Source organism: Microbulbifer sp. MI-G (genome assembly GCF_030440425.1).
In the GTDB taxonomy this organism is placed as follows: Bacteria; Pseudomonadota; Gammaproteobacteria; order Pseudomonadales; family Cellvibrionaceae; genus Microbulbifer; species Microbulbifer spongiae.
This window is the reverse complement of record NZ_CP098023.1, coordinates 591266-612884: the sequence shown is the minus strand read 5'-3', so window position 1 is coordinate 612884 and position 21619 is coordinate 591266. Positions and strand designations below refer to the sequence as shown.

Annotated in this window: 16 protein-coding genes; 5 read left to right on the top strand and 11 right to left on the bottom strand. The window is 54.1% G+C overall.

Annotated elements, in window-relative coordinates:
• Positions 1-15: 15 nt before the first annotated feature.
• From M8T91_RS02475 to M8T91_RS02465, 3 genes are read right to left on the bottom strand one after another with little or no spacing between them, the layout of a single operon-like run.
• Positions 16-627, bottom strand: coding sequence for a DUF2799 domain-containing protein (locus M8T91_RS02475; protein WP_301416489.1), 612 nt, complete (start codon positions 625-627; stop codon positions 16-18).
• A 44-nt stretch (positions 628-671) separates the two neighbouring features.
• The gene (locus M8T91_RS02470) at positions 672-1322 is read right to left on the bottom strand and encodes an MBL fold metallo-hydrolase (protein ID WP_301416487.1); all 651 of its coding nucleotides are present in this window, start codon (positions 1320-1322) and stop codon (positions 672-674) included.
• Positions 1323-1366: 44 nt separating this feature from the next.
• Positions 1367-2260 (bottom strand): hypothetical protein, encoded by an 894-nt coding sequence (locus tag M8T91_RS02465; RefSeq protein ID WP_301416486.1) that lies wholly within the window; start codon positions 2258-2260, stop codon positions 1367-1369.
• Between the two features lie 242 nt (positions 2261-2502).
• Between M8T91_RS02465 and malT the strand changes: the two genes are divergently transcribed.
• The 4 genes from malT to M8T91_RS02445 all read left to right on the top strand — a co-directional run bounded on the left by malT (position 2503) and on the right by M8T91_RS02445 (position 10839).
• Positions 2503-5217 (top strand): HTH-type transcriptional regulator MalT, encoded by a 2715-nt coding sequence (gene malT, locus M8T91_RS02460; protein ID WP_301416483.1) that lies wholly within the window; start codon positions 2503-2505, stop codon positions 5215-5217.
• Positions 5218-5369: 152 nt separating this feature from the next.
• A complete protein-coding gene (locus tag M8T91_RS02455; RefSeq protein ID WP_301416481.1) occupies positions 5370-7025 on the top strand; it encodes an alpha-amylase family glycosyl hydrolase in 1656 nt (551 codons plus the stop codon).
• Positions 7026-7380: 355 nt separating this feature from the next.
• Complete coding sequence (locus tag M8T91_RS02450) at positions 7381-9918, top strand: plasma-membrane proton-efflux P-type ATPase (RefSeq protein ID WP_301416480.1); 2538 nt, start codon at positions 7381-7383, stop codon at positions 9916-9918.
• A 48-nt stretch (positions 9919-9966) separates the two neighbouring features.
• Entirely contained in the window at positions 9967-10839 is an 873-nt protein-coding gene (locus M8T91_RS02445; RefSeq protein ID WP_301416478.1) for a polyphosphate kinase 2 family protein, read from the top strand.
• Positions 10840-10918: 79 nt separating this feature from the next.
• Here the strand turns inward: M8T91_RS02445 and M8T91_RS02440 are convergent, their stop codons facing one another.
• The 3 genes from M8T91_RS02440 to M8T91_RS02430 form a co-directional block, all read right to left on the bottom strand.
• Positions 10919-11740 carry an alpha/beta hydrolase gene (locus M8T91_RS02440; protein WP_301416476.1) on the bottom strand — a complete coding sequence of 274 codons (822 nt, stop codon included), beginning with the start codon at positions 11738-11740 and terminating at the stop codon, positions 10919-10921.
• A 107-nt stretch (positions 11741-11847) separates the two neighbouring features.
• Complete coding sequence (locus M8T91_RS02435) at positions 11848-12378, bottom strand: hypothetical protein (RefSeq protein WP_301416474.1); 531 nt, start codon at positions 12376-12378, stop codon at positions 11848-11850.
• Between the two features lie 294 nt (positions 12379-12672).
• Positions 12673-14127: an MFS transporter gene (locus M8T91_RS02430; protein WP_301416472.1), complete on the bottom strand. Its 1455-nt coding sequence runs from the start codon at positions 14125-14127 to the stop codon at positions 12673-12675.
• A 76-nt stretch (positions 14128-14203) separates the two neighbouring features.
• Here M8T91_RS02430 and M8T91_RS02425 point away from each other — a divergent pair, with 76 nt between their 5' ends.
• A complete protein-coding gene (locus tag M8T91_RS02425; RefSeq protein WP_367317736.1) occupies positions 14204-14656 on the top strand; it encodes a helix-turn-helix domain-containing protein in 453 nt (150 codons plus the stop codon).
• A gap of 164 nt (positions 14657-14820) precedes the next feature.
• On the opposite strand, the gene M8T91_RS02420 is transcribed toward M8T91_RS02425, so the two are convergent.
• The 5 genes from M8T91_RS02420 to M8T91_RS02400 form a co-directional block, all read right to left on the bottom strand.
• A protein-coding gene (locus tag M8T91_RS02420) for an IS5 family transposase (protein ID WP_301416470.1) occupies positions 14821-15595 on the bottom strand; the annotation gives its coding sequence in 2 pieces (ribosomal slippage) (positions 14821-15277 and positions 15276-15595; 777 coding nt in all).
• Positions 15596-15613: 18 nt separating this feature from the next.
• On the bottom strand, positions 15614-17815 hold the full coding sequence (locus M8T91_RS02415; RefSeq protein ID WP_301416467.1) for a peptidase domain-containing ABC transporter: 2202 nt from the start codon (positions 17813-17815) through the stop codon (positions 15614-15616).
• Entirely contained in the window at positions 17773-19020 is a 1248-nt protein-coding gene (locus M8T91_RS02410; protein WP_301415293.1) for an HlyD family secretion protein, read from the bottom strand. Before M8T91_RS02410 ends, M8T91_RS02415 begins: the two co-directional genes overlap by 43 nt.
• Before the next feature lie 529 nt (positions 19021-19549).
• Positions 19550-20545, bottom strand: a complete 996-nt coding sequence (locus M8T91_RS02405; RefSeq protein ID WP_301416465.1) for an MvdC/MvdD family ATP grasp protein — start codon at positions 20543-20545, stop codon at positions 19550-19552.
• Positions 20542-21540, bottom strand: coding sequence for an MvdC/MvdD family ATP grasp protein (locus M8T91_RS02400; protein WP_301416463.1), 999 nt, complete (start codon positions 21538-21540; stop codon positions 20542-20544). The genes M8T91_RS02405 and M8T91_RS02400 overlap by 4 nt, the downstream gene beginning before the upstream one ends.
• Between the last annotated feature and the right edge of the window lie 79 nt (positions 21541-21619).

Here is a 21619-nt window from a genome sequence, read left to right as displayed (position 1 = left end):
GTGTACCCCCGGCATTCACCAGTAAAACAGTCCGGAGGAAAAGAAAACGGGAGGATAAAAACCGGGTGTGATATCACCGGGTCCAAAAAGTCCATAACGGTGTAATTCCGTATCCAGGGAACGCAACGCCCATGTCAACCGGCTGCGCTGAAAATACAGGACACGCCGCTGCCTGTCGCTGTCCGCACTCTCGAGGGCACGGTGCACCAGGTGCAGTTCCCGCACCAGCTGATCGCGGCGCCAGTGCAGCTTGCGATGCCGCTGCTCCACACGATACTCAGCGAGGCCGCGCTGGTAATTGTCCAGAAACACATCGGCGGTGGGGCCGATACACACACCCGCATACCGATGGCCTCGGCGCCCCTGATAAAATCCGTTCTCCGCGGTACAGAACTGCTCCACCCCCTCCTCGTGCCCGCGCAACCAGGCTTCGCTGTCCGCGTGTATCCCATAGCTCTGGCATTCCCGCGCGATCTCGTACACCAGCGACTGGGCGCGCCCTCGGGCGCCGTCCTGCATCCCGCGCTCATACCAGAGCCCGGCCTGGCAGTCCTGTTCGGATATCACTGCACAACCATTTACAATACAGGTGACCAACAACAGGGATACACACAATTTGGTAGACATGGCCGACCTCCGTCGGTGATTATTGTTCTCCCAGTGCCGTCAAGTCAGCCAAAGCGCTTGTCGGCAACAAACGGGTTGGTCCGGCGCTCCTGTCCGAAGCTGGACATGGGGCCGTGGCCAGGTACAAAGCGCACTCCGTCACCCAGGGGCCAGAGGCGTTCGGTAATCGAGCGAATCAGAGTATCGTGGTCACCCTGGGGAAAATCGGTGCGCCCAATGGAACCGGCAAACAACACATCACCGACCAGAGCCAGCTGACTGGGGCGGTGGAAAAACACCACATGGCCGGGAGTGTGACCGGGGCAGTGCAACACTTCCAGCTGCTGGTCACCGACCTCCACTATATCGCCCTGCGCCAGCCAACGATCCGGGGTAAACACCTCCACCGGGGGGAAATTGAACATCTGCGCTTGCATCGGCAGCTGCTCAATCCAGAACTGGTCCCCCCTGTGCGGCCCTTCAATGGGCAGCTGAAGTTGCCTGGACAGGGCCGCCGTGCCGCCCACATGGTCCAGATGACCGTGAGTCAGGAGGATTTTCTCCAAGCGCAGACCGCGCTTGTGCACGAAAGCACAGATCTTGTCGAGATCACCACCGGGGTCCACCACCGCAGCGCGCTTGCTGTCTTCACACCAGAGCAGTGTACAGTTTTGCTGGAAGGGGGTAACCGGTATCGAATGAAATTGCAGCGACATAGTCAAAGCCCAACCTTTTGGGGAGCTGATACAGATGCCCCGAATTATACCGCGAGTGCCTCGCTGGATCGCTCCGTGCGCACCAAAGCCCTCTGGCGACCACTCTTGAGCAGTGTGCGCAGATCCCCGATCAACTGTTCCCACACCCGCTCGTTACACCAGTAATCCTCTGGTGGCAGCACCTGGGGGCCCGCCCCGATGGCACGGTGATCACTGAGCGGGCTGGTTTCATAATCCCGGTACACCGCCTGTTTGTAGGTGGGGCTCAGGGGCTTCAGAGGCCAGCCAAACAGATCGTCCGGATGATAGAAATTCTTCCAGCGAAAGAGGTAGCCGCGGGAATTGGACGTCACTGCCTGAATCTGCTCGCGCGCTTTGCCCGCACACCAAAGGGGATTGGTAGCCCCCAGGGTATACCAGTGACTGAGTGTCTTCAGGCGTAAAAAGCGCTCGCGGGAAGAGCCTCTGCGCACACCGCCGGGGCCTCCATCGCGCCAGATACCATGGTTCACACTGGAACGCTGCGCATCCCACAAATAGTTGGAGAGCGTGATACATCCCACCGAGTGGCTCAAAAGTACCACCGGAGCCCCGTCTCCGGCGACAGCGGCAGCCCGTTGCAGTGCGCTATAAATCGCGCCCTGACCGCGCTCGTACATGCCCTCGCGCTGCCGGATATCTTCCAGCTGCGCCGCGCTCTGGGCCATGCCGTAGAGCAGAAATTTGCGGGCACGCAGACCATCCAAATCGCGCTTTTGCATGCCTTCGAACACCCGTTCAATATTGCTGTGAAACGCCTCCAAACCGGGCAGTGAATCGCAGTGCAAGCGCGACCAGTCATTACCCAGCGCACTCTGTACAGCGGAGAAAAGCGGCTTTGCAAAGTCCCTGTGGACAGCCCCCATGCCGGCGGCGGCCAGGACCACAATTTCGGCCATGTTTGCCTCTTCTTATTCTTGTTGTTGAGGTGGCATCAAAACCACCTTGCGCCCTTACCCTTTGATCCGATCCAATGGGTAATATACTGCCCCAAGCAAAGTCCGCGCCACCCTTATTCGAACTGAGTCCACCAACTGCCTACAACTCTTGCGCTTATTTCAACCCTGTCACAATAAGGCTCCGCTGGTGCATAATAGTCCTGTATAAAAATCATTCATTCAGAATACCTTCTCCTGCAGCGATGTTATTAACCTCCAAGTACAGCCTGCCGGACTGCCCCGAGCACACCCTGGCCCGCCCGCGCCTGCTGTCATTACTCAAGGGCTGCCACAGTGACCAGCTGCTACTGGTCACCGCGCCTGCAGGCTATGGCAAGACCACCCTGATTTCTGCCTGGGCCTCGACCCAGGACAATCCGGTAGCCTGGTATGCCCTGGATACCAGCGATAATGAACCGAACCAGTTCTGCCGTTATCTGGTGGAGAGCGTGCACCGTGCAACCGGCAACGGCATACCCCGCACCCACCGGCTGCTACAGGCCCCCCAATGTCCGGACCCGGCTGCCATTATCAGTCACCTGCTCGCGGAACTGCGCGGTCTCCCCAGCGAACTGCGCATCGTGCTGGACGACTATCACCAGATCGACAACCAGGCGATACACGACACAACCCGGTTTTTACTGCGCCACGCCCCCGCCGGTATCGGCATAGTGATCACCAGCCGCAGCCAGCCGCCCCTGGGCCTCGCCACCCTGCGGGTGCAGGGGCGGCTGCTGGAGCTGGGCAGCGATGAACTGGCTCTCAGCATTGAGGAAATTGCACGCCTGCTGGAGCAGCGCCTGCCGTTTGCGCTCGATGCCGACCGCGCCGCCCAATTACACCAACTGAGTGAAGGCTGGCCACCGGCGGTCCAGCTGTTCACCCTTTCGGTGCGCAACCGCGCTGAAGTGGACCGCTACCTGGCGGAACTGGAACGGGGCCACAGCCATATCCTCGACTACCTCGCCGAAGAGGTGCTGGAGCGCTTGGAACCACGAATGCGCGACCTGCTTGCCCGCACCTCAATTCTCACCCGCGTCAATGCCCGCCTGGCAGAGCGCCTGAGCGGCCAGGCCGACGGCCAGCAACTACTGGAGGCAGCGGCACGGCGCGGCCTTTTTTTGCAAGCCCAGGATTCCAGCCGCCAATGGTTTCGCTTTCACCCGGTATTCGCGCGCTTTTTACAGCGTCAGCTCAGCGACCGCGACCTGCTGCTGGAGTTACACAGTATCGCCTGTGACACCTGGCAGGTGCTGGGCCAACCAGTGGAGGCCCTGCGCCACGCCCTCGCCGGTGAGCACCGCGAGCGACTGCTGAAATTGCTGGACGCGCAGGGGGAGCAGCTGCTGCGCAGTGGCCAGTCCCCGCTTCTGCGCGCATGCCTGGAATGGCTGGGAGCCGAGGTGCTTGAGCAGAGCGCCCGCTTTACCCTGCTCTCCGTGAAAATGGCGTGGGAAAACTTTGAATACGACCAATGCGAAAAGCAACTGGCCGCCGCCGAGAGCCGGCTGCAGCGCCAGGACCCACAGCAGTGGCACCAGTACGAAGGCGCCTTTGCCACCATGCGCGCCCAGGTTGCCATTGCCCGGGGCCAGACACTGCAAGCCAAGGAGTACGCCGAGGCTGCCCTGGCGTTGCTGCACCGTGAGCAATCCGGTGAACGCATCTCGGCGCTGCTGGTTACCGGCGAAACCAGCTTTTGTCTGGGCGCTCTGGATCAGGCCAATACCCATATGCAGGAGGTTGAAGCCCTTGCCATCGTCGAGAAAGACACACCCAGTGCCGCCTGGGCCATCTGCCAGCAAGCCGAGATCGCCTTCGCCCAGGGCCTGCTGAACAAGGCAGCTTCCCTGCAGCGGAAGGTGCATCACCTGGTGTTGAAAAATCACCTTTCCAGCCTGCCTATCTCCGAGTTTGTCTATCGCCTGCACGGCCAGTTGCAGTGGGAATGCGGCGACCTGGAGGGCGCCGAACAGTCCGCCCGCCGCGGTATGCAGATCAATCGTAAGGTGGGTGAACACTCGCTGCTGCCGGAGTACACGCTATTATTGAAAATCGCCCAGGCCCGCGGGGAGAAAGAGGAATCCCTGGAATGGCTCGACCGCATTGAGGGCCTGCTCTCAGATGGACGCTACCACCGGGACTGGATTGCCAACGCCGACGCCACCCGCATCCGCACCTGGCGCGCCCTCGGCAACCAGCAGGCCATCGCAGCCTGGCTGGAGCAGGCCGCACCGGTGGTGGACAAGCCCTGCAACCACTTTGAACAGTGTCACGGACGCAACCATGTGCGCGCCCTGATCGAGCTGCAGCGCTGGTCCGATGCCTGCCGGCTACTGGGCCGCCTGCAGCAGGTGGCGGGAGCGTGCGGGCTGGTGACCGACCACCTGCGCAACCGGGTGCTGGAATCACACCTATTGTGGCTGCGCGGACAACAGGGGGATGCCCTGGCAGCGATCACCGAAGCGCTGCAACTGGCGGCTGGGCGAGATTTCCGCGCGAGCTTCCTGCAAATCGGCAAACCCTTGATCGTGATCCTCAAAACCGCCCTGGAACACGGTCTGGACGAAGCGGAGGCCGGCCAGGCCCAGACTTTGATTCGCATAGCCCAGAGACAACCAGAACTGGATGGCGGTATTCGGATCGAGCTGGACGACACCATTATTCGCGAGATCCTCGCCAGCGATGCGGTGCCGGATTTCCTGCGCCACTCGCCACTGACCCCGCGGGAGTGGCAGGTGCTCAACGCCATTCACTCCGGCCTGTCCAATGAACGCATCGCACGCCATTTCAAGGTGGCCCCCAGCACCATCAAGACCCATATTCGCAGTCTCTACCAGAAGCTGGATGTAAAAGACCGCCAGGAAGCCATCGCCCTAGCTGAGCGTATGCTGCGCTCTGTGCAGGATCGTCCCTAGCCACGGATGCACCCCCCTGGCGTGCGGCCCGCCGCCCCCTCTCCCCCCTGCATGGGGAGGAGGAAGCCCGCGCTTCACTCCCCCATACTCATGCCATCCTTATCAGGGTGGGCCAGTCCCACACTCCGAATAATGCAACAGGGCAGTAATTGATGGCCGGCAACAGCACCGAATGGTGGCGCAACAGTGTTATTTACCAGATATATCCACGCAGCTTCTGCGACACCAATGGTGATGGTATCGGCGATATCCCGGGTATCACGCAAAAACTGGATTACGTGAAATCCCTCGGTGTGGATGCCATCTGGATCTCTCCCTTTTTTCCGTCCCCCATGGTGGATTTTGGCTATGATGTGGCAAATTACCGCGATGTGGACCCACTCTTCGGCAGTCTGGGGGATTTTGACCAACTGATCGATGCAGCGCACCAGCGCAGCCTGAAAATCATTATCGACCAGATCCTGAGCCACACCTCGGATCAGCACCCCTGGTTTCGGGAGAGCCGATCCAGCCGCGACAACCCCAGGGCCGACTGGTATGTATGGGCGGACCCGAAACCAGACGGCAACCCGCCCAATAACTGGGTCTCCGTATTCGGCGGCGGCTCCTGGCACTGGTGCACCCGCCGCCGCCAATACTACCTGGCCAATTTTCTCAAAGCGCAACCTGATCTGAATGTGCATAACCGCGAAGTACAGGCGCAACTGCTCGCCGATATGCAATTCTGGCTGGATCGCGGTGTGGACGGATTCCGCCTGGACGCAGTGAATTTTATCTTCCACCAACAGGCCCTCGACGACAATCCTGCGCGCCCGCTCAAACTCGACGATCAGGGCCTCCCCCCTGTCAATCACTACGATTACCAATGGCACATAAACGACAAATCCCAACCGGAAAATCGGCAGTTCCTGCAGCGTATACGCCAGTTGATGGATCAATACCCCGGAACCGTGACCATGGGTGAAGTGGGGGATGACAACACGCAAAGAATCATGGCGGAATACACCACGCACAATCGCCTGAATATGGCCTATTCCTTCGATCTGCTGAGCGAAGACTGCAGCGCCCAGTTCCTGCGCGACACCCTGGAGAATAACCGCGAGGTCATCGAAAAGGGCTGGCCCTGCTGGTCTGTTGGCAATCACGATGTACCCCGCTCCATTTCCCGCTGGAATCGGGGCCTGAGCGACGAACTGGCCCAAGCACGGGCACCGTTGTTTTTGCTTTTGCAATTGACACTGCGCGGTAGTGTGTGCCTGTACCAGGGCGAAGAACTGGGCCTCTCAGAGGTGGATATCGCCTTTGAAGACCTGGTGGACCCCTACGGCATCAACCTGTGGCCGGAATTCAAGGGGCGTGACGGATGCCGCACACCCATGCCCTGGGTAGACGGGGGCGACCAATATGCCGGCTTTTCCACCCGCAAGCCCTGGCTGCCGATCCCCAAGGAGCATCGCCTGCTCGCCATCAGTCAGCAGGAGGACAACCAGCACTCCATGCTCAACCAATTCCGCACCCTGATCCAATGGCACCGCCAATTGCCGCAATCCCTGGCCACGGCAGCGCAGGAAGTGGTGCCTACCGGCAACGAGCTGCTGGTATTTTTGCGGCGCACGGCGCACGAGGCGTACCTGGTGGCCCTGAACCTGGGAACAACCCCCGAGACCTTTACGCTGCCAGCGGCATTTGCCAACGCTGAAGATATTACCCCGAGCCTATTTCGCAATGCCTGCAGCGCAAATGTCCTGACCCTGATGCCCGCCGGAGCCTGTGTTCTGCGCGGGGAAACAGGAACTGAAAGCCCATAGGTGTTGGACCAACCGGCAACACACTGCGGCGGCCTTTTCTATCTACACAAGCAATACCGGGGTTCCCTGATATTGCGTGTTTATTCTTCTCTCTCTGCAACGTCATCTTATCCTCTCGATGTCTGCCTTCTCGCCGGTCCAGTGCCGGCCTTTTTATGCCCGCAGCGCTGCCTCAAGGCGTGTGGGCGGTATCTCTGCTGGGTATCCGGATGAGCTTAGGCACAATTTTGTCGGCATGATTTACAACATTCCGCCTGGCGCAAACTGCTAGATTTAAGCCTTGAAGTAGCGACGTTCAACCGGTAGGTCATTGCTGCCGATCACCACAGACCTGGCCACCAGCGGGAATCTACACGTGCCTCAACCGGGCTCCGCTCACAACCACAGCAAAGCCACCGCCGCTCTATCTGGCGGTACCCGGGTGGACTTGCAGACAGCGGCACCTGACGTCGTTTTCACCGCACTCAATACCTCCCCCGAAGGGCTGGCGCAATCTGAAGCAGAAGCGAGACTCAAGCGATACGGGCCCAATGCAATCCGGGAAAAAGAAAAGAGCGCCCTTTTAAGGTTACTGCGTTTTTTCTGGGGACCCATCCCCTGGATGATTGAGGCCGCCGCTGCACTGTCTGCCCTTATCGGTCATTGGCCGGACTTCGCCATTATTGTGGCACTGTTACTCTACAATGCGGCGGTAGGCTTTTGGCAGGAATATAAAGCCTCCAGCGCCCTCGCCGCCCTGAAAGCCAGCATGGCGCCAGAGGCTGAGATTTTACGTGATGGGGAATACAAAACCCTGCCCGCCTCCGCCGTGGTGCCCGGCGATATTCTGCGTATCAAGCTGGGACAGATCGTGCCTGCCGATGTGCGTTTTATCAGCGGCAAGTCCATCAGTATTGATCAGGCCGCTCTCACCGGGGAGTCTTTGCCGGTAGACAAGACAGTGGGGGATATAGGCTACTCCAGCAGTATTGCCAAGCGCGGGGAAATGGTCGCGGTTGCCATCGGCACCGGCGCGAATACTTTTTTTGGCCGCACCGCCAAGCTGGTCGCCAGTGCCGGCCGGGGCATTTCCCATTCGCAAAAAGCCGTCACCCGCATTGGCGACTTCCTGATTGTATTGTGCCTGCTACTGGCCCTTCTGCTGGTGGGTACACTGCTGTACCGGGATGTTGTGTTGGCAGCGGACTGGCGCTGGTCTGACCTTGTCAATATCCTGCGTACGGTGCTGGTACTGCTGATCGCCTCCATACCCGTGGCCATGCCCTCGGTTATTACCGTCACCAACGCCCTGGGCGCCCTGGCACTGTCGCGCAAGAAAGCCATCGTCTCGCGCCTGGAGTCCATTGAAGAATTGGCCGGGGTAGACATACTGTGCACTGATAAAACCGGTACACTGACAAAAAACCAACTGAGCCTGCACAGCCCCCAGCTATTTGCCGCAAAAGACGAGGCCTCCCTGATCCTCGCTGCAGCCATTGCCTGCGAAGCCGGCTCCACCGACCCGATAGACCGGGCCATACTCGCCGGTCTTGTGGACAAGCGCCCGCTCAGCAACTATCGGTTGCAGGAATTCACGCCCTTCGACCCAGTGACAAAATACGCTCAAGCCCGGGTCACTGATCCAAAGGGGAACAGCCGGTTCTTTTGTAAGGGCGCGCCCCAGGCCGTAATAACGCTGTGTAAGCTCAGTGGCAACAGGGCCGGGAGGGCTTCGGCCTGTGTCCAGAAGCTGGCTGCCCGCGGCCTGCGCGCGCTGGCAGTGGCAAGCAGCAACGATGGCGAACACTGGTCTTTCCTGGGCATTCTGCCCCTGGAAGACCCCCCGCGGGATGACTCGAAACAAACCATCAGCCGCGCCCGGAGTCACGGCCTGCAGGTAAAAATGATCACTGGCGACGATGTTGCCATCGGCAAAGAAATCGCTGCGCAAGTGGGGATTGGTCAAAACATTCTCGCCGCCGGAGAGGTTTTCGCCCATACAAAAAATATGGATCACCTGCCAAAGCGGGTGGTCGACTGTGTGGAGCGCGCCGATGGTTTTGGCAGGGTGTTCCCCGAACATAAATACGCCATTGTCAAAGCACTGCAGGGGCGCGGTCACCAGGTGGCCATGACAGGAGACGGCGTCAATGACGCACCCGCCCTAAAACAGGCCGACTGCGGCATTGCCGTGAGTGGCGCCACGGACGCAGCCCAAGCCGCCGCGGCCATTATCCTGACTGCCCCGGGCCTCTCTACAGTGATCGATGCCATCGACGAGGCCCGAAAAATTTTTGAACGCATTATCAATTATGTGCTGTTTCGTGTATCCATGACCCTGGATATTATGGTGGTTGTGGTTTTTGCCACAATTCTCTTCGGCTTTCCCCCACTGACCCCGATCATGATTGTGCTGGTGGCCCTGCTGGACGATATTCCCATTATGACCATTGCCTACGACAACACCTTACTGCCCAAAAACCCGGTGCACTGGAATATGCACCATTTATTGCTTGGCGCAACTATTATCGGTTTGTTTTCCATTGCACAAACCCTCGGGCTTTTATTGATCGGTATGGAGTGGTTGCAGAACAGTCACTGGCAATCCTGGATTTCACTCAATAAAGCGCAAGTCCAAACTGTGCTTTTTTTGCAGATTGTAGCCGGTGGGCATTTGCTGCTATTCATTGTTCGCTCCCGTGCTGCCTTTTTTGCAAAACCATTGCCCGCTGTAAAATTACTTGTGGCCATAGTGGGTACCCAGGCCCTCACTGTATTGATGTGTGGCTTTGGCTGGCTGGTAGCAGCGATCCCATGGACAGTGATCGGGCTGGTATGGCTCTATATGATTGCGTGGATGTTCGTTCTGGATCTGGTAAAAAAAGCGATTTACCTACACCTCCGAGATATTTAGCCACTCACCCAGTGCCTTATCCAGGCTGCTCATCAAAAGAGAAACGGTATGAACTGCTTTGAATCCTTTCAGGTAAAACCCGGTAGCAGGGTTAAGCTGGATAAAATCGATCCCGGTTTTACAGACTGCTACAGTGATCGTGAAAAGGCCATACCAGTCATCCAAAAGCTGGATGAAAGAATTCGCGCTCTGCAGTATCTCATGTATGCTGAGGGCAAACGCGCTCTGCTGATATGTCTTCAGGGGCGGGACGCTGCAGGCAAGGATGGCACCATCAACCATGTCTTGGGGGCAATGAATCCTCAGGGCTGTACGGTTACCAGTTTCAAACAACCCTCACAGGAGGAACTGGCCCATGATTTTCTGTGGCGCTGCCACAAGGTTGCTCCAGCCCGTGGACACATTGCCATTTTCAATCGCTCCCACTATGAAGACGTGCTCATTCAAAGAGTACACCGCATGGTGCCCGAAAGTGTCTGGTCAAAGCGATATGGCCATATCAACCACTTTGAAAAGCTCCTATCCGACCACCAGACCCTGATTTTAAAATTTTTCCTGCACATTGATGCCGATGAGCAGTTGAAACGATTTAAGCAGCGCATTGATGACCCCACAAAGCACTGGAAAATCAGTGAAAGTGACTACACAGAAGCCGCTTACTGGGATAGCTACACACAGGCCTTTGAGGATGCACTGGATAAATGCAGCACACCCCATGCGCCCTGGTTTGTTATTCCTGCCAATCACAAATGGTTTCGCAACCTGGCCGTGGCCGCCATCGTTACCGAAGCCATGGAATCGCTCAACATGCGTTTTCCGAAGCCCAGGGTAGATATCGAAGCCATCAAACGGAAATACCATGCACTGGATGCGCAGGATATTAAAGAGGGTCTGATTAAAGTCCGCAAAAAAAATCAATAGAACCATGGCGGCATTCCAGAGAATGGTACTGGAAACCACAGCCATTGCCGCCAAGGATACAAGCTATAAACTGCCTGTGTTACTCTTGAGGGGGTTTGTTAGAGAATAGTTTTCCAAACGCGTCATAAACCGCCAGGTGCAATGTATCCCCGTGATCGAGTTGCTTAAAATAGCCGAAGTGCACCGTCTCTCTCTGCCCATTCGGGTCTATCTTATCGTGCAGTTCTCTGGCCAGCCGCTCCATCACCGCCCCTTCCTTGCCCACACCAACATAAATGGCCTTGGCAGCACAGCAGTTCGCAGGAATCCGCTTAAGCAGGGATTCACCATCCCACCACAGGCTGGGACTGACAATAATATAGTGATCAAACAGATTGGTGTGTTTGACAAGGATCTCTGTGGCCAACAATCCGCCGAGCGACTGACCAATCAGGGTTGTTTCCCCGCTTACCCTGTAATTGCGTTGTATGAGCGGCTGCATCTCTTTCATCAGCGATGCTATAAATTTGCTTGAGCCACCAGAGGAGGGGAACTCTTTTTGATCCTTGAGCGCATTGGAGGCGTAGGTAAAGTCCCGTTTTCGGTCCACATTGCCAACACCAACGAGGATACTCTCCGGCAACATATGGATCCAGGAAAAAGAGCCAAACTGTACCAAACCCGCTATATGTAAAAAACCCTCCTCCATGGAGCCGTCCAGGAGATAGATCACCGGATACCTCTTGCTTTGATCCTTGTGATAACCGGGCGGCAGATAGATATTTAAAGTGCGTTCTTCACCCAGTATTTTGGAAGGAAAACGAAGTGCCTCGCCTATCGATAATGGGGATCGTTCAACCTCGCCTGCCCACACGGGCGAGCCAAGCGCCACAAAAAATATCAAAAGAAACAGTTTTTGCATAAGAGCATCCCTAATTCAGGTCAAAAAAACACCTGTTCAAAAGCACAAACTTCTACCGGTATCAAACCGCCTACCCGTAGGGTAGCCGGGGTGATGATTGGAAATTTCTAAACGTGTGCTCTTGTAACCGGCTTAAATTGTTGTAACCGACCAGCGCGCTTCTCCACTGAGAAATCACAGCTGGTCAAGCGAAACATCAGTGAGTACTCGGATACGCAAAGTGTATCGTGAATATCGCCGGGCAGAAAAGCGCTGCAATCTCCCGCTTTCATGGTATAGGCACCACGGCTGACAAGACCTTCTCCGTTGACCTGCTCCTTGAATTGGCCATAGGTAGACATTTCCACCACTCCGTGTTGCAGCGCATAAAATACCCAGCCATTACCGTGGTTGTGCGGGTTGCGGTACAGGCCCTTTGTCTCTACATGGGCCAGTAATATAAATCCCTGCTCCGGGTCCCGGTACAGCTCCGTCGTAGGTGCCTTTCTCTCGTGCAACTCCGCCAGCCAGGATTCAGAACGGGGGCTAGCCGTCAGCCGCGCGAGCACGGCTCGACATTGGACAATGGTATCCGAATTAAACCCGGTCCAGGATTTACATAAATCTGCAATACCTCTATCGAGGGCATTTTCTGACATCGTCTTTCTCCTGCTGTATCAACACTCAAACAGGCGATTGCGTCGGAGCCAGGACATCTGACCCCGCGGCAACCCGAATACCACCCTTTGGTGCTACCAGGCTTCTACCGCCTCAGGAATAACAAGATACAACTTAAAGTTCACTTGAGGTCAATAGAATTGGTCCAGATTTTTTTGCCTGCCTGTGCAGCTGGAATTAACGGCCCCCGGCAGAACCTATAGCGGCCCAGAAAGGAATGATTAGCGATCGGGCGCTTATTATTATAAGAGAGGCAGGCACCACTGCAGGCAGACTCAACCAACCCTTCCTTTATTACGCCCGAAAAGAATAACCACCGCCTGGGCAATCAGTGCAGTCACCAGTAATACCAGTGTCAGACCATACACTTTATGCAGTCCGGCCACGACCAGATCTGTATCGGCAGTATGCATATAAGACAGTTGTGAAGCTCCGGCAAACACCACACTCATCAGGGAAGCGCCGGTGAGCAGACCCAGGTTTCTGGACAGGTTTAACAGGCCGGAAACACTCCCGCGTACTTCTTCAGCGGCACTGTTCATTGTGAAAGTATTGTTTGAAGACAGGTAAGTGCCGTAACCGATTGCCATGGCGATTGAACAGGCCAAGTAGCCCAGTACACCCTCACTGGCATCCAAGCGTGTCATTCCCAAAGCCCCGAGTGCCAGAAAACCGAGACCCATAAGAACCACGCCTCGGGACTTGAATCGATCCACCAGGCGCCCCGCGATATTCGAGCATATGGCCACGGCAAAAGATCCCGCAGACATCACCAAACCCGCCTGAGAAAAATTGAGACCCAGAGCCAGAGTCAAATAAAAAGGACCGACAACCAGAGAACTCATGACCGAGGCACCAACAAGCCCATTGCTGGCCAGGTTGGTATAAAGCTCGTGACCACCCAGATTGGAGCAGGGGGAAGATGTTTTGCGAGAGAGTCGGCGCTTTGCGAATAACAGGGCCAACAGAGAGAACCCGGAGATCACTATCGCGAGTATATTCACCACACCATAGCTGTCATTCAGGGGTTTTATCGACAGGGTATAGAAAAAAATCGCTGAAAAGATGCTGATGATCGACAGGATATTACAGAGGCCCATCGTGGTTTTTCCAGGCTTTACGCCTGAATCAGCGGGCAGATATCTTTTTGCCAGCCCGTAAATGGCAATCCCCAGCGGCACCTTTACCAGAAACACCGCCTGCCAATTGGCGACTTCCAGCAAAAACCCACCCAGTACAGGCCCCATACCTGTGCCAACCGCCGATACACTGCCCAGCAGGCCTACCGCCATGCCTACCCGGGATTTGGAAAAAGTATCACTGGCAATCGCCATGGAGACGGCGACAAACATCGCCGCTCCAATGCCCTGCAGAGCCCGAAAGAATACCAGCATCCAGATATGGGTCGACATTGCACAGAGGAGCGTGGACAGGGTAAAAATTGCCATACCATGGACAAAAATATTCTTTCGCCCGATCCGGTCACTGGCCTGCCCGGCAATGGCCAGGGTTGCCGTAAGCAACATCACAAAGGCAATAATAATCCACTGGGCCCGGCCATAAGTAGTCCCGAGACTGGCCACCAGCTCAGGCAGAGCAATATTGACACTGCTGACTGCCAAGGCATTGAGCAGGGTTGCCAGGCACAATGCCGTGAGAATACCGCCTGTGGAAGGCGCCCTTGATGTAGTTTCACCGGGGGTTTTGAGCAACTTCTTAACAGCAGACATCAATTGTAAATTCACCTTGCTATTGACTGCGGGGAAAACTAGGATACAACTTCAAGTCAACTTGAGGTCAATATCGATGAAGGGTCCGCAGGAAATGGATATCCGCGAGGTATCGAAACGCTCGGGACTGCCTGCTTCAACACTGCGTTATTATGAGGAAAAGGGCCTGATCAAGTCCATCCGCAGGCGCGGTATTACCAGGGTATTTCCGGCCAGTGTTGTGGAACAACTCTCGTTGATCTCTCTGGGCCGCTACGCCGGTTTTTCACTGGACGAGTTGGGAACCATGTTCACCTATAGCGGCAAGCCCGATATCGACCGGGAACAGCTACTGAGCAAGGCAGACGTATTGGATAAGACCATACACCGCCTGGAGGCCATGCGTGACGGCCTCCGGCATGTGGCCAACTGCCCCGAAGAAAACCAACTGGAGTGCCCGAATTTCCAGAATCTGATCAAGAAAGCCGCCAAGTTACAACACAGGGAAGAGCGCAAAGGCAAACTCGTGATACCGGGCAAGCGGAGTTGAGTGTTCGCAGAGCATACTTTTGCGTACCGTTAAACTCTTGTCCTAAATGTCACCATTCGCACACGAAAATGTTATAAAAGAGGCCCATGTGCCTGGCGTTCTACATCAAGCAAAGCTCTCGTTAAATATGGAGAATAAAGTACTATTTTACCGACGAGTTAATACTAGGGCCTGTTCACACTAATTAAAGTATCGACAATAAGCGCAAAGTGAATAAAAAACGTGAAAATAACATCCAGTTTGTCAAAACGAGAGAAAATTCTTCTGAAGCCCTTCAGGCGTCGAAACAGCCTCTCCACTTCATTTCGCTTTTTGTATGCCTCCACGTCGTATTTCCAGGTGCTCAATCGGTTTCTCTTCGGTGGCACGACAGGTTCCATGCCCAGATCGAATACCAACTGCCGGGTTTCATTACCCTCGTAGGCCTTGTCCATGATCACTTTGGCACCATCCCAACCGCAGTTCTCAAGGCTTTTCAGCAGCTTTCGGCCCTCCGGAGCGTCTCCAGCCTGTCCCGGTGACAGCGAAAATACTACGGCGCGGTTGTGGCCAGCTGCAACCATATGAATCTTGGTGGTCCATCCTGCTCGTGATTTGCCGATAGATTGAGGACCGTTTTTTTAACGCGCCAGTGCCGTCTGGATGAACTTTAACAGCTGTAGAATCAAGAGAGATATGATCGACCTGGATATTGATCACATTATTTTCCTGGAGGGCCAGAAAGACCCTACCCAGTACACCTTGCTTGGCCCAACGATTCGCCCGCATGTAGACGCTGTGCCAACGGCCGAATTTCTTGGGCAGACCTCGCCATTTGCAACCATGCTCGGCTATGTAAAGAATGGCGTTCAGCACTTGTAAGTTGGATATTTTCACGTTGCCGCGCTGGAGGGGCAGAAAATCTTCGATAATTTTGTATTGTTGTGTTGTAATTTCCATGAAGGGATTATACAGGATTTAGTGTGAACAGGCCCTAGTAAAGGAAGGCTTATCGCCCACTATTTTAACCTGCCTCCCTGCAGATTTAACCGTTTCCGGCCGATGTGCAACCAGCACCCGGGTAATAGCAAGCTGCTGAATATGCTGGTTAACCAGCGATTCATTCGCCACATCCAAATGACTGGTTGCTTCGTCCATGAACAGGATGCGAGGTGCGCGATACAAGGCGCGCGCCAGCACAATTCTTTGCTTTTGTCCGCCGCTAAGGCTGGTGCCCATATCACCAACCAGCGTGTTGTATTGCATAGGCATATGCATGATTTCTTCGTGGATACACGCCAACTGCGCACAGTGAGCTATACGCTGGAGGTCCACCTGAGGCTCAAAGCAGGCGATATTGTCGCCAATAGTTCCGGCGAGCAACTGATCGTCCTGCATAACACCGGCAATCTGGCCGCGATAATTTGGCAGTTGCCTCAGGGGTTGGCCATCTATCAGGATTTCCCCTTCGGTCGGTTCCAGCAAACCCATCAGACATTTAAGCAATGTAGTTTTGCCACAGCCGCTGGGACCGACAATGGCAACAGTTTCACCAGATTCAATGGTAAAGTTGACATTCTGAAATGCCGGGGCCTCCGCCTCACCAAATTGAAAACTGAGGTTGCGCACTTCTATTTTTCCCTGCAGGGCATGTGCTAGACCATCACCCATTGAAAGGCTATTTGGCCCATCTATATCCTCGGATTTGGTAAATACAATATCGGACAGGCGGTCCAGGTGCAGACCCAGCATTTTCAACTCGATCCACTGAGCAACCAGTGCGTCCATAGATTGAACGAAGCGGGTCTTATAACTCATAAAGGCATAGAGCATGCCGACAGTGAGGATATTTCCCATCACTGCACTCGCAGCAAAATAAATTACCAACAGGTTTTCCAGACCGAACAACAGGCGGTTGATGGTGTTGTAGCCGATATTCCAGCGGGCAATACGGATATCCTTGTTGATGGCATCGGCGAGGCGATTGTGCCACTGGCCCTGGCGGTCGTTCTCGCGCTGGAACAGTTTGACGGTCTGGATAGCCCGCACCGATTCCATAAAGTGCGAGTCGTGTTTTGCCTGGGCAACAATTTGCTCTTCAGTAAGTAGCCGCAGTGGGCGATAGAGCAACAGGCGAAGGGCAGCGTAAAGGACGACCACCAACAAGACAATCAGGGTCAGCCACAGGTCGTAAAAAAACATGGCGGCCAGTGTGATCAACGCCATAATACCGTCCACGACCGCAGCCACCAGCCCGGTGGTGAGCAACTCGCGCACCTTTTGCAAGGAACCGAAGCGGGATACCACATCACCCATATGCCGGGTGGAGAAATAGCTCATTGGCAGGCGGATCAGGTGGCGGAACAGGTTTGCAGCCATCTGCATATTGAGCCGACTGGAGATATGCAGGATTACCCATTCCCGCAAGGCGTTGGTGCCGGTTTGTATTATCAGTAACAGGCCAAAGCCGATCGCTAGCACCAGTAGCAGGTTGGCGTCGCCACGCAGGATGACGTCATCCACCACCGTTTGCATATAAAATGGCGTAACCACGGCAAACAGCTGAAGCAGCAGAGACAGCAGCAACACCTGAATCAAGCTGCGCTTTAACCCGCTGATACGCGACCAGAAATGGCTGAGTTTCAGTCGTTGGCGATCTTCTACCGATTGGAATTCATCCGTTGGTGTAAGCTCCAGGGCGACACCGGTAAAATGCTGGCCAAATTCCTCCCGGGTCAGCACCCGCTCCCCCACTGCGGGGTCGTGGATGGTGACTTTGTTTCGCTGTACGGATTTGAGCACCACAAAATGACTCATATCCCAGTGCAGCACACAGGGGCGCTGTAGCTCCTCCAGATGTTCCATCTCAAGGCGCAGGGCGCGACCAGCCAGGTGCAGGCGCCCGGCCATATCCATCAGGGTCTTGAGGTTGGTACCGTGGCTGGAGATATGGAAGCGGCGGCGCAGGCTGGCGAGGTCGGTATCATAGCCGTGAAACCCGGCAATCATCGCCAGACATACCAATCCGCATTCCGCAGCCTCAGTTTGTAAAATCACCGGCAGTTGGCGGCCTGGGGAAAAATGCAGAAGCTTTTCCGGTCGCTCTTGTTTGGCCGGCAGCTGTGTGGTCGCCTCCATCACAGGCGTCCCCGCAAGCTGTAAATAGGCTCCAGCAGCCATTGCAGCAAACTCCGTTCCGCCAGTTGCACATCGGCGGATAGGGTCATGCCCGGCTTGAGGGAAAAGTGCCGGCCATAGGCATTAACCGTCGGTTGTGCCAATTTTGCCGTAACCCTGAACACCGGCTCGCGTACTGCAACAGGAACACGCAGCAGCTCATCGGGCAGCAACACAGTATCAGACACCTCCAACACGGCACCGGGGTAAAGGCCGAATTTCTGATAGGGGAAAGCATCGTAGCGAATCTTCAAGGGCTGGCCTGTAGTGAGAAAACCCGCAGAGCGCACGGGTACCAGCAGCTGGGCTGTAAGTACGTGATTCTCCGGCACCAGGGATAAAATCGGGATATCAGCTCGTGCCTGCTGGCCCTCAGTTGCCTGCAGGTTACTGATGACTCCATCTCGGGAAGCCTTGACAATATAGGCCCGCTGGCCATGCAGTTGGGCAATCTGCTGGGCAAGGTCGGAAAGGCGTGCGCGCAACTGATCACTGCTATTGGCAAACTCTTCGGGAAGCAGCAGGCGGTCACTTTCCAGTTGCCGAATTTGATTGCGCAGATTCACCCCGCTGCGTGCAAGGCTCTGGCGGTCGGCCTGCAGCTCCAATTCCTGGGCTATAACCGCGTCCAGCTCTGCTGAGGAAATATGGCCATCTCGCTTGAGCCGTCGGTAGCGCTCTGCCTGTTCCGCGATTAAGATATAGCGTTGCGTTTGTGTTTCTATCTGCTTTTCCAACAGGGCCAGGTCTTCCTCACCGGCAACAATACGCTGGTCAAGATCACGCAGTTGCTGATGATAAATTTTCTCACTGCGCTTCAACTGTTCGGAGACTAATTGTTGTTGGCTTTTGTACTCAGTCAACAGCAAAGACTCGAGGTGTTTACCATCTGCCAAAATTCGGTCACCGTTGACCACGATCAGGGGCTGATCCTTTATTACCCGATCACCCTCGCGCACCAGCACCTGTTTGATAATGCCCGAACGCTCAGCATAAACCCGCACCACACCTGAAGCCGGCTCCAGCCAACCGGTAACGCTTTCCCTGCGGGCATAGTGGCTGCCGGCAAGCCAGATAATAACGGCAACCACCCAGGCTAAAAGCAATGACAAAATGAGAGTATGTGACAGGCGGGGCAGTAGCAGAATCTCACCGTGCAGACGGTCTGCTTGTTTTTCCATGGCCTGACGGCGGAACAACCCTGTCACTACAACTTCCTTACCTTTGGCTTATTTATATTATGGCGTACTTTTTATCATTTGATGGTAGCGTAGTCTACAAGGTAGCTCTATTAATTTGAAAAATATTTAGAAAATTCACCACTAATTTTTGAGATTCATTATACTTCGTGCTGCAATTTATTCACCGGATCTTGCCGAATTATTCCCGCCGTGATGGATTGCCGATCTCCAAAAGAGTTGATCTAACCCAATTACTTAACCACATCATCACCAATCACTATGAGAAGCTGAATCAGACCATAGCCAACACTGGCAACCAGGTAAATTACAATATATCTTTTATGCCAAAATAGGAGTACTGGCGTGTTTTTTACAGCGCAGATACTTTGGAGTAAGATGACGTCGCTCAAGCAACTTAACAGGAATATTCATTTTTAGGCAGTATTTACGACACTTTTTCTAGAGTCTGTCTTTTTTACGACTATTATAGTGCAATTGTCCTGACGCCATCCGTTTTTAACCAAATTTCGGGAAATCTGTTACTTCGCGATCTCCATCAATTTTCTTTCACTCCCTGATGATGAAGATGCTCGGCTATGGCCTCGCAGATGCCTGCCTGAGTGTATTGATCCAGCCAATAAAACTCACCACATGGATTTATCTCAAGAAAGTAATATTGGTCTTCCGGGGTTAAAATAATGTCTGCTGCACCATAGTTTAGCGATAGTTTTTTTCTGAGAGCTTGCAGCTTATAGGTAATATCTTCAGGTAACGAATAGTCAAACCATTCATGCATAGTGATGGCGCCTATCTTTCGCCAGTCATCTCGCATCTCAGCATGCTTGTTGGAGTCTAGCGCAGCGCAGAATACTCTGTCACCCACCAGTGTCACCCTAAGTTCAAGTTGCTTGTGAATATTTTCCTGAAACACCATAGGGCATAGTGCTAGGCCATCCAGTTGTTGCAGGTGCTGCTCTTCAACCTTGCTGGTGTAAACTACTTGCTCTCGGTTGTCTTGAACAAGGGAAAAGGCGGTTTGCATTTTGGTGATCATCTTACCAGAATAAGCCTGATGGAACTTCATTACAGCAGCTGGCTGGTTGGTGATCAAGGTGGCGGGCATATTCAGTCCTAGCTGAAGGGCTAGTTTTTGCTGATACTCTTTGTTGGATGCCTTGCGTATTTGCCAGTAATCATCCATAACGAAACAATCCAAGGATTGCAGATAACCAAGCAGGGTTCGCTTTGCTTCCTCCCTACAGGCCTTTCTTTGCTGTTTATCCATGTCTTTGGGCAGATCTGCACCCGGGTTAAAGCGACGGTACCATACTGCATAAATGTCTATGTCAAGCAAGATTTCTCCCGTCTCTGTGATCAATTGATGGCCTGGGCAGGATGAAGAGTAGAGCACTTCCAGGCGGACCTGGTATGGATACAAGTCGGTATTGAGCCTGACAACTTTATAGCCCTTGTGAATAAGTGCGGTCGTGACCTTGTCTATGGCCAAATTGTCGTTGGAGTGTGTAACAATAAGGATGGTATTTGGAGTCATTCAGCAGAAATCCTAATTTGGGCTGCGACGATTTTATCATGCAAAGCGAGCGCGATATGTTTCGCGATAGGTAACTCAAGATATTTCTCTAACATGCCCCATTCACCACATGGATTCACTTCAAGAAATATATAGCCTTTTGGAGACTTGATAACATCTATGGCTCCAAAGGTTAACTCTAATCGCTGCATCAATGCGCCAATTTTATGACAAAGCGACGGAGGCAATTCAGCATCTTGCCAGATAAGCTCGCCAACACGAGCCTGTCGCCAATCAATTTGGGTGAGTGACGATGCATTTTTGGTTGTAAGTTTACCACAGAAACATTGCCCGCCCACATAGACAATACGCAGCTCGTATTCCTTATCAATTTTTTGCTGGAATACCATAGGGCTCAAACTAAGACCATCCAGGTTCTCCAGATGCTCAGGTTCGAGTTCACGGGTATACAAAAAATGCGGTGGCCTGCCCATAGATTGACTAGCTGGCGTTAGCATTTTAACCACAACATTCCCTTTATTCTGACGATAAAAGTGACGCACCTCCTGAGGTGAATTCGATATGAGTGTCGAAGGTATTTTTAATCCAAGTTGTGCGGCAAGCTGCAGTTGCAATAATTTGTTCTCTGCACGCCTTATGGTTTCAAATCGGTCTATCCAGGGAACATCGACCGCGGCGAGTAATATATTTTTGGCTTCCTCAGATTCTCTGATGCATTGTTGCCTTATAGGTGTGTCTAGCGTGTTTTCAATGACCGGCAGGTGGTTTTTACGCATCCAAACGCCAGCGATGTCCACTTGCCTAAACTCACCGTCAGGATGCTGGATGACAAGCCCATGGTTTCCGCTAGTGGCAAAAGAAAATTGAAACTGAGTCGGGAATTGATCACAGTTCAGTCTTACAGCACGATAACCGAGCCCTTCCAGTGCATGATTGACCTTATCTATAGTGTAGTAGTCGCCTGAGTGGGTCAGGCTTAAAATGGCTTTTTTCATTTTTTTCTTGATGAAGGGCTGCGAATCCATAGAAAGAAAAAGGGAGCAATCAGTGCTCCCTTACCAGGATTCAAGAACC

Excerpts from the sequence above, each read along its gene's own strand:
- M8T91_RS02405 (WP_301416465.1), bottom strand. The coding sequence starts at position 20,545 with ATGACTCCAAATACCATCCTTATTGTTACACACTCCAACGACAATTTG.
- M8T91_RS02470 (WP_301416487.1), bottom strand. The coding sequence starts at position 1,322 with ATGTCGCTGCAATTTCATTCGATACCGGTTACCCCCTTCCAGCAAAAC.
- M8T91_RS02415 (WP_301416467.1), bottom strand. The coding sequence starts at position 17,815 with ATGGCTGCTGGAGCCTATTTACAGCTTGCGGGGACGCCTGTGATGGAG.
- M8T91_RS02455 (WP_301416481.1), top strand. The coding sequence starts at position 5,370 with ATGGCCGGCAACAGCACCGAATGGTGGCGCAACAGTGTTATTTACCAG.
- M8T91_RS02475 (WP_301416489.1), bottom strand. The coding sequence starts at position 627 with ATGTCTACCAAATTGTGTGTATCCCTGTTGTTGGTCACCTGTATTGTA.
- malT (WP_301416483.1), top strand. The coding sequence starts at position 2,503 with ATGTTATTAACCTCCAAGTACAGCCTGCCGGACTGCCCCGAGCACACC.
- M8T91_RS02425 (WP_367317736.1), top strand. The coding sequence starts at position 14,204 with ATGAAGGGTCCGCAGGAAATGGATATCCGCGAGGTATCGAAACGCTCG.
- M8T91_RS02445 (WP_301416478.1), top strand. The coding sequence starts at position 9,967 with ATGAACTGCTTTGAATCCTTTCAGGTAAAACCCGGTAGCAGGGTTAAG.
- M8T91_RS02400 (WP_301416463.1), bottom strand. The coding sequence starts at position 21,540 with ATGAAAAAAGCCATTTTAAGCCTGACCCACTCAGGCGACTACTACACT.
- M8T91_RS02465 (WP_301416486.1), bottom strand. The coding sequence starts at position 2,260 with ATGGCCGAAATTGTGGTCCTGGCCGCCGCCGGCATGGGGGCTGTCCAC.
- M8T91_RS02435 (WP_301416474.1), bottom strand. The coding sequence starts at position 12,378 with ATGTCAGAAAATGCCCTCGATAGAGGTATTGCAGATTTATGTAAATCC.
- M8T91_RS02440 (WP_301416476.1), bottom strand. The coding sequence starts at position 11,740 with ATGCAAAAACTGTTTCTTTTGATATTTTTTGTGGCGCTTGGCTCGCCC.
- M8T91_RS02430 (WP_301416472.1), bottom strand. The coding sequence starts at position 14,127 with ATGTCTGCTGTTAAGAAGTTGCTCAAAACCCCCGGTGAAACTACATCA.